The sequence below is a fragment of the Collimonas sp. NPDC087041 genome (genome assembly GCF_044745265.1).
Lineage (GTDB): Bacteria > Pseudomonadota > Gammaproteobacteria > Burkholderiales > Burkholderiaceae_D > Collimonas.
On record NZ_JBIUZX010000003.1, the window covers coordinates 306,851 to 320,736 of the forward strand.

At 57.1% G+C, this 13,886-nt stretch carries 14 protein-coding genes; 7 read left to right on the forward strand and 7 right to left on the reverse strand.

All coding sequences use genetic code 11. The annotated features are described in order from the left end of the window. Positions 1–3: 3 nt before the first annotated feature. The 7 genes from ACIPF8_RS07290 to ACIPF8_RS07320 all read left to right on the forward strand — a co-directional run bounded on the left by ACIPF8_RS07290 (position 4) and on the right by ACIPF8_RS07320 (position 5,978). Entirely contained in the window at positions 4–399 is a 396-nt protein-coding gene (locus tag ACIPF8_RS07290) for a VOC family protein (RefSeq protein WP_400418913.1), read from the forward strand. Positions 400–424: 25 nt separating this feature from the next. After that, complete coding sequence (argG, locus tag ACIPF8_RS07295) at positions 425–1,762, forward strand: argininosuccinate synthase (protein ID WP_400418916.1); 1,338 nt, start codon at positions 425–427, stop codon at positions 1,760–1,762. Positions 1,763–1,764: 2 nt separating this feature from the next. After that, complete coding sequence (locus ACIPF8_RS07300) at positions 1,765–2,079, forward strand: pyrimidine/purine nucleoside phosphorylase (RefSeq protein WP_400418919.1); 315 nt, start codon at positions 1,765–1,767, stop codon at positions 2,077–2,079. 259 nt (positions 2,080–2,338) lie between these two features. Then, a complete protein-coding gene (locus ACIPF8_RS07305; RefSeq protein ID WP_400418922.1) occupies positions 2,339–3,319 on the forward strand; it encodes an aliphatic sulfonate ABC transporter substrate-binding protein in 981 nt (326 codons plus the stop codon). Between the two features lie 24 nt (positions 3,320–3,343). Beyond that, positions 3,344–4,201 (forward strand): ABC transporter permease, encoded by an 858-nt coding sequence (locus ACIPF8_RS07310; RefSeq protein WP_400418925.1) that lies wholly within the window; start codon positions 3,344–3,346, stop codon positions 4,199–4,201. A 12-nt stretch (positions 4,202–4,213) separates the two neighbouring features. Beyond that, entirely contained in the window at positions 4,214–4,948 is a 735-nt protein-coding gene (locus ACIPF8_RS07315; protein WP_400418927.1) for an ABC transporter ATP-binding protein, read from the forward strand. A gap of 46 nt (positions 4,949–4,994) precedes the next feature. Continuing rightward, positions 4,995–5,978 carry an aliphatic sulfonate ABC transporter substrate-binding protein gene (locus ACIPF8_RS07320; protein ID WP_400418930.1) on the forward strand — a complete coding sequence of 328 codons (984 nt, stop codon included), beginning with the start codon at positions 4,995–4,997 and terminating at the stop codon, positions 5,976–5,978. A 142-nt stretch (positions 5,979–6,120) separates the two neighbouring features. Here ACIPF8_RS07320 and ACIPF8_RS07325 read toward each other — a convergent pair whose 3' ends face one another. The 7 genes from ACIPF8_RS07325 to murB all read right to left on the reverse strand — a co-directional run bounded on the left by ACIPF8_RS07325 (position 6,121) and on the right by murB (position 13,683). Next, positions 6,121–7,836, reverse strand: coding sequence for a family 2A encapsulin nanocompartment cargo protein cysteine desulfurase (locus ACIPF8_RS07325; protein ID WP_400418933.1), 1,716 nt, complete (start codon positions 7,834–7,836; stop codon positions 6,121–6,123). Continuing rightward, positions 7,823–8,740 carry a family 2A encapsulin nanocompartment shell protein gene (locus ACIPF8_RS07330; RefSeq protein WP_400418936.1) on the reverse strand — a complete coding sequence of 306 codons (918 nt, stop codon included), beginning with the start codon at positions 8,738–8,740 and terminating at the stop codon, positions 7,823–7,825. Before ACIPF8_RS07330 ends, ACIPF8_RS07325 begins: the two co-directional genes overlap by 14 nt. Positions 8,741–8,774: 34 nt before the next feature. After that, positions 8,775–9,701, reverse strand: a complete 927-nt coding sequence (gene epsC / locus ACIPF8_RS07335; RefSeq protein ID WP_400418939.1) for a serine O-acetyltransferase EpsC — start codon at positions 9,699–9,701, stop codon at positions 8,775–8,777. Between the two features lie 195 nt (positions 9,702–9,896). Continuing rightward, a complete protein-coding gene (locus ACIPF8_RS07340; protein ID WP_400418942.1) occupies positions 9,897–10,727 on the reverse strand; it encodes a MetQ/NlpA family ABC transporter substrate-binding protein in 831 nt (276 codons plus the stop codon). Between the two features lie 9 nt (positions 10,728–10,736). Further along, positions 10,737–11,399, reverse strand: a complete 663-nt coding sequence (locus ACIPF8_RS07345) for a methionine ABC transporter permease (protein ID WP_400418944.1) — start codon at positions 11,397–11,399, stop codon at positions 10,737–10,739. Continuing rightward, entirely contained in the window at positions 11,392–12,150 is a 759-nt protein-coding gene (locus ACIPF8_RS07350; RefSeq protein ID WP_400418947.1) for a methionine ABC transporter ATP-binding protein, read from the reverse strand. The genes ACIPF8_RS07345 and ACIPF8_RS07350 overlap by 8 nt, the downstream gene beginning before the upstream one ends. 495 nt (positions 12,151–12,645) lie before the next feature. After that, positions 12,646–13,683, reverse strand: coding sequence for a UDP-N-acetylmuramate dehydrogenase (gene murB, locus ACIPF8_RS07355; protein ID WP_400418949.1), 1,038 nt, complete (start codon positions 13,681–13,683; stop codon positions 12,646–12,648). Positions 13,684–13,886: the final 203 nt, after the last annotated feature.

A 13,886-nucleotide genomic window follows, 5' to 3' on the forward strand; every position in this document is an offset into this window, starting at 1 on the left:
GCCATGATCGACCATACCGGCGTTACCGTTAGCGACTACAACAAGAGCAAGGCGTTTTACAGAGCCACGCTGGCCGCTATCGGCTATGAATTGCTGCTGGAATTTCCGGCAGCGGTAGCAGGCACCGATGTTGCAGGTTTCGGCGAAGCGCCTAAACCCGATTTCTGGATCGCCCAGGCGACCGCGGAAAAGCCGGCGCATCAGCAACCTATCCATTTCGCTTTCCGGGTCGCCAGCCGGGCCCAGGTCGACGCCTTTTATCAAGCAGGACTCAAAGCGGGCGGCGCCGACAACGGCGCGCCTGGTCCACGACCGCACTATCACCAAAATTATTATGGTGCGTTCGTGAAAGACCCCGACGGCCACAACATCGAAGCCGTTTGCCACGATCCTCAGTAATCATTTCAACCTACTTAGAAATATCATGTCCAATATCCTGCAATCCGTTCCGGTCAACGAAAAAGTTGGCATCGCTTTCTCAGGCGGCCTCGACACCAGCGCTGCGCTGCATTGGATGCGCCAGAAAGGCGCTATTCCTTATGCCTATACCGCCAATCTGGGCCAGCCAGACGAGCCGGACTATGACGCTATTCCAAAGAAGGCCAAGGCCTACGGCGCTGAACTGGCGCGCCTGGTCGATTGCCGCGAACAGCTGGTGGCCGAAGGTATCGCAGCGTTGCAGAGCGGCGCCTTCCACATCTCCACAGCAGGCGTCACCTACTTCAACACCACTCCGCTTGGACGCGCCGTCACCGGCACCATGCTGGTGGCTGCGATGCGCGAAGACAAGGTCGATATCTGGGGCGACGGCAGCACCTTCAAGGGCAACGACATCGAGCGTTTCTACCGCTACGGCCTGCTGGTCAATCCGAATCTGCGCATCTACAAGCCTTGGCTCGACGACAAGTTCATCCAGGAATTGGGCGGCCGCAAGGAAATGTCGGAATTCATGATCGCATCGGGTTTCGATTACAAGATGTCGGTGGAAAAAGCCTACTCGACCGATTCCAACATGCTCGGCGCAACCCATGAAGCGAAAGACCTGGAATTCCTGAACTCCGGCATGCAGATCGTCGAACCGATCATGGGCGTCGCCTTCTGGCGCGACGATGTTGAAGTCAAGCGCGAAACAGTCACCGTGCGCTTTGAAGAAGGCCGTCCGGTCGCCCTCAACGGCATCGTGTTTGCCAACCAGGTCGAGCTGATGATGGAAGCCAACCGCATCGGCGGCCGCCATGGCCTCGGCATGAGCGACCAGATCGAGAACCGCATCATCGAAGCCAAGAGCCGCGGCATCTATGAAGCGCCGGGCCTGGCCCTGCTGTTCATCGCCTACGAGCGCCTGGTCACCGGCATCCATAACGAAGACACCATCGAGCAATACCGTGAGAGCGGCCGCCGCCTGGGCCGACTGCTATATCAAGGCCGCTGGTTCGATTCGCAAGCGATCATGCTGCGCGAATCGGCACAACGCTGGGTGGCGCGCGCCATCACCGGCGAAGTTACCATCGAACTGCGTCGCGGCAACGATTACTCGATCCTCAACACCGAGTCGGCCAACCTGACCTACCATCCGGAGCGCCTGACCATGGAAAAAGGCGAAGGCGCGTTCTCGCCGCAAGACCGTATCGGCCAACTGACCATGCGCAACCTCGACATCAGCGATACACGCCAAAAACTGGCGATCTATCAAAGCACCGGCCTGCTGGCATCCAGCAACGCCGTATCTCTGCCGTTGCTCGATAAAGACGAAAAGAACTAAACATGACGACTCAATTCGACAATGTCAGCGTCCTCAAGCAGGGGAATGTCTATTTCGACGGCAAATGTGTTTCCCACACCGTCATTTTCGCCGACGGCAGCAAGAAGACGCTGGGCGTCATCCTGCCGTCGTCGCTGAACTTCGGTACCGGCGTTGCAGAAGTCATGGAAATCACCAGCGGCGTCTGCCGTGTGCGCCAGAAGGACCAGCAAGACTGGGTCCAGTACACCGGCGGTGAGCGCTTTGAAATCCCGGCGAATTCCAGTTTCGATATCGAGACGCTGGAAACCGTGAATTACGTTTGCCATTACGCTTAAGAAGTTAGCTTCAAATCGAAAAGCTGTGAGGTGGGTTCAAACCTGTTGCGTGACCAACAAGTTTGTACCTGCCCCACCACTTTCAATCACAAATTTTCATCTCCCCCGCCAGTCCGCAATCCGTGCGCAGCAATCGATGCATTGTTCTGATTCAATTCGGCATGCGAGAAGCGCATAAATAAGCGCGAAAAAAATCGTTTTTCAAATAAGATTTTCTCCGTAAAGTTCGTCCATTCAGCACACCCCGTCATGGATCAGAATGGAACGCAGACACTTTCTTCGCATAAGCGCCGCTGGAGCGGCATGGTTAGCTGCACCGTTGTCGGCAAGCGCGGCGGAAACGCCCAAAGAAATACGGCTGGACTATGCGTATTACTCGCCGCCAAGCCTGGTCCTGAAAAAATTCGGCTGGCTGGAGGAGGATCTCAAACCCAGCGGTAGCTCGGTCAAATGGGTACTTAGCCAAGGCAGCAACCGCGCGCTTGAGTACCTGAACAGCGATAGCATCGACTTCGGCAGCACAGCTGGCCTGGCTGCGCTACTGGCGCGCGCCAATGGCAATCCGGTCAAAGCGGTGTACGTCTATTCGCGGCCGGAGTGGACCGCGCTTGCGGTCGGCAAGGACTCAACTATCAATTCGGTGAAGGAACTCAAGGGCAAAAAAATCGCCGCCACCAAAGGCACCGATCCCTACCTGTTCCTGTTACGTGCACTGCATGAAAACGGCTTGAACAAGAGCGATGTCGAGATTTTGCATCTGCAGCACCCGGATGGGCGCATTGCACTTGAACAGAAACGCGTCGATGCCTGGGCAGGCCTGGATCCGCATCTGGCGGCCAGCCAACTGGAAGCCGGCTCGCGCCTGATTTATCGCAATGTCAATTTCAATACCTATGGTTTCTTGAATGTCAGTGAAAGTTTCGCCGCCAAATATCCGGATGACGTCAAGCGCGTGATTCGCGCCTATGAACGTGCCCGCGCCTGGATCATCAAGAATCCGGACGAAACCGCTCGCCTGATTGCAGAGGAAGCCAAGCTGTCTTTGCCAGTCGCGCAATTGCAGCTAAAGCGGAATGATTTTTCCAATCCGTTGATCGGCAACGAACATGCAACAGCCCTGCGCGCCGCAGCACCTATCCTGATCGACGAAGAACTGGTCAAGAGCGGAACCAACCTGAACGAAACCATTACCGCACTGATTGAACCCGGTTTTGCGAAAAGCGTGATACGCCCTGCGTAATCCCCCATGAGGAGCCAATCATCATTGACCGCCGTCTACGGTGCGGAATTATCCGAAGACGTTGGTGCGGGCGAATCGCGGCTCTCACATGTTGCAACAGGTTCTTCACAAGCGCGCCCCGCATTCACCTGGCTACTCGGCCTGTTGCTGCCGATATTGTTCCTCGCGTTATTGGAGGGCGCTGCGGCGCTCGAACTGATTCCTTCGCGATTATTTCCACCACCAAGCGAAATCGGCAAAACCCTGTTGGCGCTGGCCTCACGCGGCTTGGCGGCGCACATTGGGATCAGCTGCTTGCGCGTTGCGCTCGGTTTTTCCATAGGCACGCTACTGGCGGTCGCGGTCGGCGCACTGGTCGGCGTGAACCGCCGCGCCGAAGCCTTGCTCGATCCATCCTTCCAGGCGCTACGTGCAATACCCAGCCTGGCCTGGATACCGCTGTTGTTGCTGTGGCTTGGCATTGACGAGCTGCCGAAGATCACCTTGATAGCGATAGGCGCCTTTTTCCCGGTCTATGTCAACCTGGTCGCGGGCATACAAAATGTCGATCGCAAGCTGATTGAAGTTGGCAGAGTCCATGGTTTGTCTTCACGCCAACTGGTGCGCCGCATTCTGTTGCCGGCCGCGCTGCCGAATCTGTTCACGGGCTTGCGCAGCGGCCTCAGCCTGGCATGGATGTTCCTGGTGGCGGCAGAACTGATCGCCGCGACCAGGGGCGTCGGCTATCTCCTGTCGGACGGACGCGAAACCAGTCGCCCCGATATCGTACTGGCCGCCATCATCATTCTGGCAACGCTTGGAAAATTATCGGACGGCATACTCAAACGCCTGGAATTCCATTTCCTGAGTTGGCGTGATGTGCTGACTCCTGCGCTGCGTTGAGAGGCGAATGCCATGACTGAACTGCTATCGATCCGTATCGCGCGCAAGGGTTTTGCTGCGCAGGTCGTGTTGGCCAATCTCAATCTGGATATCGGCCGCGGCCAGGTTGTCTCACTGGTCGGCGCCAGCGGCTGCGGCAAGAGCACTTTGCTGCGCATCGTGGCCGGGCTTGAGCAAGAGTACCGCGGCGAGGTGCGCTTGGCAGGCCGTCCAGTGTGTGGCGTGTCGCGTGAAATCGGCTTCATCTTCCAGGAGCCGCGCCTGTTGCCGTGGCTAACGGTGGCGCAAAACGTTGCCTTCGATATCGGCAGGCGCAGCGGCGTCGATCCACGGGCCGCCGAATTGATTGAGCGCGTCGGCCTTGCCGGCTTCGCGCAGGCATTACCGAAATCATTATCGGGCGGCATGGCTCAACGAACCGCCATCGCCCGTGGACTATTCTCCAAACCGCAGCTGTTACTGCTGGATGAACCGTTTTCCGCAGTCGATGCCTTTACACGCATGAAGCTGCAGGATTTGCTATTGGATATCGCCCGGGAAAACGACACGACCCTGCTGCTGGTCACCCACGACATCGATGAAGCCATTTATCTCAGCGACCGCGTTGTCATCCTCAGCAACCATCCGGGTACGATCGCCGCCGATATTGCCATCGACATGGGCAAGAAACGTGATCGCCGCTCTCCCGAATTGAGCGTCTATCGCAAGACAGTGCTTGACGCGCTTGAGGCAATACACGCGATCTGATTCCCGAATGCCTCCTGCTTTCCCTTCTCTTACCTGCCTGAATCTCATGAAAAAAAACACCCCGCACAATCTGCAACGGCGCCGCCTGATCAAGATGCTGTCTGCATGCGCCATTGGCGCAGGAACCGTGCCCTCGGTATTCGCGCAAGCCGCGAGCAAGAATGTGCGCATAGGCTATCAAAAATCATCGACGCTGCTTACCATCATCAGGGCCAACGGCACCTTGGAAAAGCTGTTCGCCCCGAACAACATCACAGTCAGCTGGCATGAATTTTCCAGCGGCTTGCCATTGCTGGAAGCACTCAATGTCGGCGCCGTCGATCTCAGTGCCGACGTAGCCGATACGGTTCCGGTATTTGCACAAGCGGCTGGCGCCAGGCTGACCTATATCGCGCAGGAAGCGCCGTCGCCTTTGGCGCAGGCGATTATCGTGCGTGCCGATTCGCCTCTCAAAACCGTGGCCGAATTGAAAGGCAAGAAGATTGCGGTCACCAAGGCTGCCGGCGTTCATTACCTGCTGATCGCCGCGCTGGAAAAAGCCGGATTGAAGTTCTCGGATATATCCCCTGCCTATCTGTCGCCGGCAGACGGCCGCGCTGCATTTGAACGCGGCAGCGTCGACGCCTGGGTCACCTGGGACCCATTCCTCGCCGGCGCCCAGCGCCAATCTGCGGTGCGCATCCTCGCCGACGGACGTAACATCGCGGACTACCAACGCTATTACCTGGCATCAACGCAGTTTGCGGATGCCAATCCCGCGGTGATCGCCACCGTGTTCCAGGAACTGCAGAAAACCGGCCGCTGGGTACAACAACATCCCAAGGAAGCTGCGTCATTCCTGGCGCCACTGTGGGGACTGGACGCCGCCACCATAGAACTGGCCAACAGTCGCCGCAGCTATGAGGTGCGTGCAGTGGCGATTGACGCGCTAGGCGAACAGCAGCGCATCGCCGATGCCTTTTTCGCCGGTGGTTTGTTGCCAAAAAAGGTGAATGCAACCGACGTAGCGATCTGGAAGCCGTTGAAATAAGTCTTCCATGCGGCGGCGACAGATTCGCTTTAAACAGGAGTGAGACTGAGGCCTTGGCTTGCTCTGCAGCGAAAGAAAAAACCGGCAGGGGAATAATTCCCCTGCCGGTTCAGGATCTACGATTTCGGATATTGTTCAGAGATCAGAAACTACCGCGCCCACTTTTCAAACGAGCCAGTACATTGATCAAGGCATCGACATCTGCGCAGTTATTGTAGAAAGCCAGTGAAGGGCGCACTGTGCTTTCCAGTCCAAAACGCCGCAGTATCGGTTGCGCGCAATGGTGGCCGGAGCGAACTGCAATTCCCTCCTTGTTGAGCGCGGCGCCGACCTCTTCAGTCTTGTAGCCGTCGAGCACAAACGATAGCACCGCCGCCTTGTCCTGCGCTGTGCCGATCAGTCGCAGACCGGGAATTTCCTTGAGCCTGCCGGTGGCGTACAGCAGCAATTGATGTTCGTAAGCGCCGATATTCTCGATGCCGATCTTGTTGACATAATCGATTGCAGCGCCAAGCCCGACCGCATCGGCGATATTCCCGGTACCGGCTTCAAAACGCCCTGGCGCATCGTGATATTGGGTGTGCTCAAACGTCACGTCCTGGATCATGTTGCCGCCGCCCTGCCATGGCGGACTATCGTTGAGCAGCGCTTCCTTGCCGTACAACACGCCGATCCCGGTCGGCGCAAATACCTTGTGCCCTGAAAACACAAACCAGTCGCAATCCAGTGCCTGCACGTCGGCGCGCAAGTGCGATACAGACTGCGCGCCATCCAGCAACACCTTGGCGCCTGCACTATGCGCCATGTCGATGATTTGCTTGGCTGGCGTGATGGTGCCGAGGGCATTCGAGATTTGCGTGAATGCCACCAGTTTGGTTTTTGGCCCCAACAGCTTGGCGTATTCGTCCAGTTGCAGCTGGCCGTCGTCGTCGACCGGAATGACGCGCAGGCGGGCGCCCTTCTCGGCACAGAGCATTTGCCATGGAACGATATTGGCATGATGCTCAAGATGACTAACAATGATCTCATCGTCGCGACCGATATTCGCCCTGCCCCAGCTTTGCGCCACCAGGTTGATGCCCTCCGTGGTGCCACGAACGAATATGCACTCATTCGGCGAACGCGCATTGAGGAAACCTCTGACCTTCTCGCGGGCGCCTTCGTACGCATCGGTTGCACGCGCCGCCAGCTCGTGGGCAGCACGGTGGATATTGGAATTCTCATGCGCGTAAAAATACGCCAGCCGGTCGATTACTGATTGCGGCTTGTGCGTGGTCGCCGCATTGTCGAGCCAGACCAGCTGCTTGCCGTTGACGCGCTCCTGCAGGATCGGAAAATCACGACGCACCAGGTTGATGTCAAATGGCGCACTCGGCGTTGGCACGCTGGCGGTACGCAAGCTGTCGGTTTCCAGGCCGGGAACCTTGAGGCCAGCAGGATACGGCTTGGCAAAATCCAGAAAATAATACGAGGAGCCGCTGGTGCGGCTGGCCGGTGTTGCCAACGGCTGCGATTGGTTACTGGTTGGCGCCGCCAGCAAAGCCTTCAACTCAGCTTCCCCTGGCAAGCCAAACGCCGCCGGCGAAGCGCCGGTCAACGGCAGGTCGCCGGCCAGTGAAGTCGGCACCCCGGACGCTGCATTCGAGGTTCCGGCAGGAGAAAACCCCAAGCCACCGCCAAAAGCAGAGGCATTGCCAGGAACGCCCGGCGGCGCCGTATTCAGGTGCGACAAGCCGGCCGGTAAACCGCTGCCGGACGCTTGGCTAGCTGATGGCAATGCCGTAAAAAACTGGTTTGCCAACTGCGCCAAGGCGGCGATATCGGGTAATCCGTTTCCAGAGAAATCACTTGTACTCATGGTACTTGCCCACTTCGACATCCTCGAGGACAGCGATAGCATCATCGGTCAACACTGCCAGCGAACAGTACAGCGACACCAGGTAGGAGGCGATCGCCTTGTGGTTGATGCCCATGAAGCGCACCGACAGGCCAGGGCTTTGTTCACCCGGCAGATCCGGTTGATACAGGCCGACGACACCCTGACGACTTTCGCCGGTGCGTATCAGGATAATTTTCGATTTACCCTTCTCAATCAGGATCTTGTCGCTAGGGATCAGCGGTACGCCGCGCCAGGTGATGAACTGCGAACCGAACAGGGAAATCGTTGGCGGTGGCACGCCGCGGCGGGTACATTCACGGCCGAAAGCAGCGATCGTCACCGGATGGGCGAGGAAGAAACCGGGCTCTTTCCATACCTTGATCAACAGCTCGTCCAGATCGTCTGGCGTCGGTGCGCCAGTACGCGTCTTGATGCGCTGCGAAGCGACGATACTGTGCAACAACCCGTATTCCTTGTTGTTGATCAGCTCGCTTTCCTGGCGCTCCTTGATGGTTTCTATAATCAGGCGCAACTGCTCGGCGATCTGGTTGTACGGCTTGCTGTACAGGTCGGATACCCGGGTGTGCACATCCAGCACGGTATTGACCGCGCTCAGCATGTACTCCCGCGGATTCTCGATGTAATCGACGAAAGTCTGTGGCAATTCGCGCTCATCGCGAGCGGAGCAATCGACCTCGACGCTGGAGGCGTCTTTCACCTTGTTCAGGCGATAGATACCCGACTCCACCGGCACCCATTGCAGCAAATGGGTCAGCCAGCGCGGCGTGATGGACGACATCTGCGGTACGGTGCGCGTCGCGATCGCAAGCTGACGTGCTGCTACGTCGCCAAGGGCGGTGTTCACTTCTGGTTTGCTGGCCATTTACATTTCCTGTGATCGAAAGTTGAGGGAAAAATCAGTCGTTGCGCATTTGCGCTTGCGAGACATTGCTGCCAGCCGCGACGCTGCGGGTCAACCAGACGTTGCCGCCTATGGTCGAGCCTTTGCCGATGGTGACGCGGCCGAGCACGGTAGCGCCGGCATAGATGACCACATCGTCTTCGACGATTGGATGGCGCTCATTGCCTTTGATCAGGCTGCCGTCTTCATCGGTCGGAAAGCGTTTGGCGCCGAGCGTTACAGCCTGGTACAGACGTACCCGCTCGCCAATGATGGTGGTTTCGCCAATCACCACCCCGGTACCGTGATCGATGAAAAAGCTGCCGCCGATTTGTGCCGCCGGGTGAATATCGATACCAGTGACGGAATGGGCGATATCGGCGATTAGACGCGCCAGCAGCGGCGATCCAAGACGGTGCAAGGCATGCGCCAGACGGTGGTAAATGATGGCAGTGGTGCCAGGGTAGCAAAGCAGTATTTCTGAAATGCTGGTGGCTGCAGGATCGCCGCTGAAAGCGGCCAGGATATCGCTTGCCAGAACATCGCGGATATCCGGCAGGCTGGCCGCGAAACGCCGGGTAATTTCGGCGGCCTGGCGGCTGACATCGGCCTCCGGCGTATTTTCCTCAAGCACGAACAGCAAGCCTCTGCGTACTTGCTCGGCCAGGATATGCAGGGTAAAACTGAGCGTGTTGCCGACAAAATAATCGATGGTTTCATCGTTCAGGTCGGTGCGGCCATAGTGGGTAGGAAAGAGCGCCGCCGATAGTCCCTGCAGCACTTCGGCCAATGCATCGCGCGAAGGCAGTTCGCGGATATCGCCCCGATGGCGGATCTTGTTGGTGACTTCGCGCGAGACGCGCAAGCCGGCGACCACTGCATCAAGCCCGAGGTTGGAGCTATCTATCAAAGCCTGTTGTTCAAACGAATTCCGAATGCTCATACGTGACAATGCTCATTGAAAAACTTCGATATCGGTGAGGCGGCGAAAGCAGAGTGAAGCGTCGCAAGTCCAGCCATTCTGGCCGCTGAGCCTGCGACTGACTACGAATTTTTATGTCGAAAAACAAATAAGCTAATTCGATAATCAAATATGAGGATCGTGTCCTGCTCTCGCGCCGCGTTGCTATTTCTATAGTTATTGCTGGTAACTCGGCTTAACAAATCCCTTGAAGTATTTATCCGTTACATCCTTGAATTCCTTTGACTGGTAGGCGGCCGCGATATCTTTTACATACTGCTTGTCCTTGTCCTCGGTACGCACCGCTACCAGGTTTTGATATTGCGCAGTGGTGTCCTCCAACGCCAGCGCTTGCGTCAGTTTCAGGCCGGACGCCAGCGCAAAATTGCCATTGATGAAGGAGTAGTCGGTGTCATCCAGTGAACGCGGCAACTGTGCAGCTTCCAGCGGAATGAACTTGATCTTGCGCAGATTGACCTCGATATCCTTCTCCGATGCGCGGATCGGATCGTAGCCAGGCTTGAACTTGATCCAACCGAATTTTTCCGCCAGCAGGAAGGCGCGCGCCTGGTTGGTCGGATCGTTCGGTAACGCCACCGTCGAGCCTTCCTTGGCTTCGCTCAATGATTTGTGTTTGTTGCTGTAGATCGCAATCGGTGCAGTCGGCACCTTGACCAATTCGCTCAGCTTCAGATTATTCTCTTTGGCAAATTTGGTCAGATAGATAATGTGCTGGAATGCATTGGCATCCAGCGCGCCTTGCGCCAGGGCGAAATTGGGTTGGATGTAATCGTTGAATTCGACGATCTTGACCTTGTACCCCTTCTTTTCCAGGATCGGCTTGATTCCCAGCTTGATCTGGTCGCTGTATGGGCCGGCGGTGGCGCCGAATACCAGTTCCTTCTTCTCCGCGTCAATCGCCCAGGCCTGGCTGGCCACCAGGCTGGCAACGCTTGCCAGCAGCACAAGCCGGCGCACGCCGGAAGTCAAAAATTTATTTGATGCCATGATTTATCCTTAACGTTTGTCTATGAGGCGGGAAATTTTATTGCCGGTGATTTGTATGATTTGCACCAACACCACAAGCAACGCGACGGTGGCGATCATGACGTCGGTCTGGAAGCGGTAGTAGCCATAGCGTATGGTCAGGTCACCAATGCCACCGCCACCGACTACGCCAGCCATCGCTGAATAGGAGAGGAAACTGATCGCCAGCACGGTCAAAGCCTGCACCAGGCCGGAACGCGCCTCGACCAGCAATACACGGAAAATGATCTGCAATTCCGACGCGCCCATCGCATGCGCCGCTTCGATCACGCCGCGCGGCACCTCCCGCAAGCATTGTTCGACCAGCCGCGCAAAATAGGGAATGGCGGCAAATGACAGCGGCACCGCGGCCGCCAGCGGACCGATCGATGTGCCCGCCAGGAAGCGCGTAATCGGCACCAGCGCGACCAAAAGAATAATGAACGGGAAGGAACGTACTGTGCTCACCAACCAGTCGAGTACGGAGAACAGCAGCGGATGCGCCAGCGACTGGCCTTTGCCGCTGAGGAACAACAGGATGCCGAGCGGACCGCCAAGCGCTAGTGCAGCCGTAACGGCGATCCCCAGCATCAGGAAGGTTTCGCCGACAGCCGTACGAATTTCCGGCAACAGGCTGATAACGTTATCAAGCATAGGCAACCTCGCGGGCCAACGGTGTTTGCAGGTCTCCCGGCGCGGTATCTACCGAGAACTGCTCAATAATCTTGCCCGCATCCATCACGGCTACCTGGCGGCAAATTGAGCGTACGACGGCCATTTCATGCGTGACGATAACAATCGTCACGCCGTAGCGAAGATTGATCTCTTTCAGCACATCCAGCACAGAACGCGTAGTTTCCGGATCGAGCGCAGAAGTCGGCTCATCGCACAGCAACACCGCCGGCCGGTTGGCGAGTGCGCGGGCAATGGCGACGCGCTGCTTCTGGCCGCCGCTCAATTGCGCAGGATAACTACCTGCCTTCTCGCTCAAGCCGACAACCTCCAGGCACTCAAGCACGCGCGCCTGGATTTCCTTGCGTGCTGCATGGTGGAGCCGTAACGGCAGGGCCACATTGTCTGCAACCGTCAGGTTCTGCAACAAGTTAAATTGCTGAAAAATCATGCCGATATGCTGACGCGCAGAGCGTAGCGCCACTTTCGATAATCCAGTCAGCTCTTGACCGGCAACGAACACCTGCCCGGCATCAGGCCGCTCCAGCAGATTGATAATGCGTAGCAAGCTCGACTTCCCGGCTCCGCTCTTGCCGATGATGCCGAATACTTCGCCACTGCGAATATGCAACGACACACCGTCGATCGCATGCAAGGAACCGGAGGAAGTGACGAACGATTTTCTGATCTGATCGAGCCGGATGATCGGCTCAATGGAGTGAATGGGATTCATGGCGCAGATCAGGTTATGAAGCCAGCGCGGCCATGGCGTCGGCACGTTTGTTCCTGATCTCGGCCCTGTCCGGGCATGGATTCAATGCGCTGCGTTTTGTGGATTTTGTGGATAGAGGTACTAAGCTCGCGTGATGGTCGATATGCAATTCGCGCCGAGCGTCGCGAGACGGCCTGCCATCGATAACGGTACTCATATCATCTTCCTTGATCAGCGGTTGTCAACAATATGCCTGCACGGCGCAACCACCGGCATTGCTCTGATCCGAGCTTAATGATGAGATGAGATTAAACAAACGAATAAATTCTTGTTCCTATAGTTGGAATTCAAATAAGCCGATTCCACCGAATCCGCATAAAAAAAAGCCCCCGGAGCAGACGCGCCGGGGGCAAAATCCTTTACCTTAGGGAGTGTAGGATGAGACAGATCGAAGCATAGCCGGCCCATGTGACCCGGTTGTGACATGCGTCTTCCCTACAACAAAATCCTTCGTCTTCAAATAAATATCGGTTCCGGCTCCAGCGCCACGCCAAACCTTGTCATTACATCACTCTGTACAGCCTGTGCCAGGTGCACCACATCCTGCCCACTGGCGCCGCCGCGATTGACCAGCACCAGCGCCTGTTTTTCATAGACCCCGGCATTCCCCAGGTTCTTTCCTTTCCATCCGCATTGGTCGATCAGCCAGCCGGCTGCCAGCTTGTAGCTACCATCGGCCTGTAGATAACTCACCAGTTGCGGATGCTGCGCCAGTAATGCGTCGCGCTGGGCGACAGGAATAATCGGATTCTTGAAGAAGCTGCCGGCGTTGCCCAGCAATAGCGGATCGGGCAGCTTGCGGGTACGGATCGCGATCACGGCATCGCTGATGTCGCGGGCAGTCGGATTGTCCAGGCCGCGCGCCGCCAGTTCTTGTGCGACATCGGCGTAGCGCAGATTCGGCTGCCAATCCTTGGGCAAGGCAAACGTCACATCCAGCACTACCGCCCGATCGCGCAGGCTTTGCTTGAAGATGCTATCGCGATAGGCAAATGCACAAGCCTCGCGGTCCAACTGCAATATCTCGCCGCTACCCATGTCGAGCGCGGTCAGGCTATGGAAACGATCCTGCAGCTCGCAGCCGTAGGCGCCGATATTCTGGATCGGCGCGGCGCCGACGCTGCCGGGGATCAAGGACAGGTTTTCCAGTCCGCCGAATCCTTGCGCCAGGGTCCATTGCACGAAATCGTGCCAGTTTTCACCGGCGGCAGCGCGCACATAGACAGCTTGCTCATCCGAGCCGACTATTTCCCGACCGCGATTACACATGTGCAACACCAACCCGGCGAAATCCTGAGTCAGCACCAGGTTGCTGCCGCCGCCCAACACCAGGCGCGGCATGCGAACAGCATCGGCATCGGACCGGAGCGCCTGCAGTGTCGCGAGCGAAGCCACGGGCAGATAGGCATGGGCGCGGGCATCGATACCGAAAGTATTATGCGAACGCAGCGAAAAGTCGTATTGGAGCGGCAGATTGGAGGTGTTGGAAGTCATAGCACCGGAATTATAGACGTAACTGCCTGCGGCGACCGTTTATGGCGGCTGCTGCTGGACCCGGAAATTATCCGGATTGCATGAAAATAGACCGCGGCGACCGACACCTCGGGTTTTTTGTCCGATAGAATGCGCATTAACCGAGGGCAGCGCCACATTGGGCTGCTGCCTGGATTTGATTGAACAAAGTAAAGGAATAGCAA

Coding starts and splice junctions, on each gene's coding strand:
- ACIPF8_RS07290 (WP_400418913.1), top strand. CDS start 4: ATGATCGACCATACCGGCGTTACCGTTAGCGACTACAACAAGAGCAAG.
- argG (WP_400418916.1), top strand. CDS start 425: ATGTCCAATATCCTGCAATCCGTTCCGGTCAACGAAAAAGTTGGCATC.
- ACIPF8_RS07300 (WP_400418919.1), top strand. CDS start 1,765: ATGACGACTCAATTCGACAATGTCAGCGTCCTCAAGCAGGGGAATGTC.
- ACIPF8_RS07305 (WP_400418922.1), top strand. CDS start 2,339: ATGGAACGCAGACACTTTCTTCGCATAAGCGCCGCTGGAGCGGCATGG.
- ACIPF8_RS07315 (WP_400418927.1), top strand. CDS start 4,214: ATGACTGAACTGCTATCGATCCGTATCGCGCGCAAGGGTTTTGCTGCG.
- ACIPF8_RS07320 (WP_400418930.1), top strand. CDS start 4,995: ATGAAAAAAAACACCCCGCACAATCTGCAACGGCGCCGCCTGATCAAG.
- ACIPF8_RS07325 (WP_400418933.1), bottom strand. CDS start 7,836: ATGAGTACAAGTGATTTCTCTGGAAACGGATTACCCGATATCGCCGCC.
- ACIPF8_RS07330 (WP_400418936.1), bottom strand. CDS start 8,740: ATGGCCAGCAAACCAGAAGTGAACACCGCCCTTGGCGACGTAGCAGCA.
- epsC (WP_400418939.1), bottom strand. CDS start 9,701: ATGAGCATTCGGAATTCGTTTGAACAACAGGCTTTGATAGATAGCTCC.
- ACIPF8_RS07340 (WP_400418942.1), bottom strand. CDS start 10,727: ATGGCATCAAATAAATTTTTGACTTCCGGCGTGCGCCGGCTTGTGCTG.
- ACIPF8_RS07345 (WP_400418944.1), bottom strand. CDS start 11,399: ATGCTTGATAACGTTATCAGCCTGTTGCCGGAAATTCGTACGGCTGTC.
- ACIPF8_RS07350 (WP_400418947.1), bottom strand. CDS start 12,150: ATGAATCCCATTCACTCCATTGAGCCGATCATCCGGCTCGATCAGATC.
- murB (WP_400418949.1), bottom strand. CDS start 13,683: ATGACTTCCAACACCTCCAATCTGCCGCTCCAATACGACTTTTCGCTG.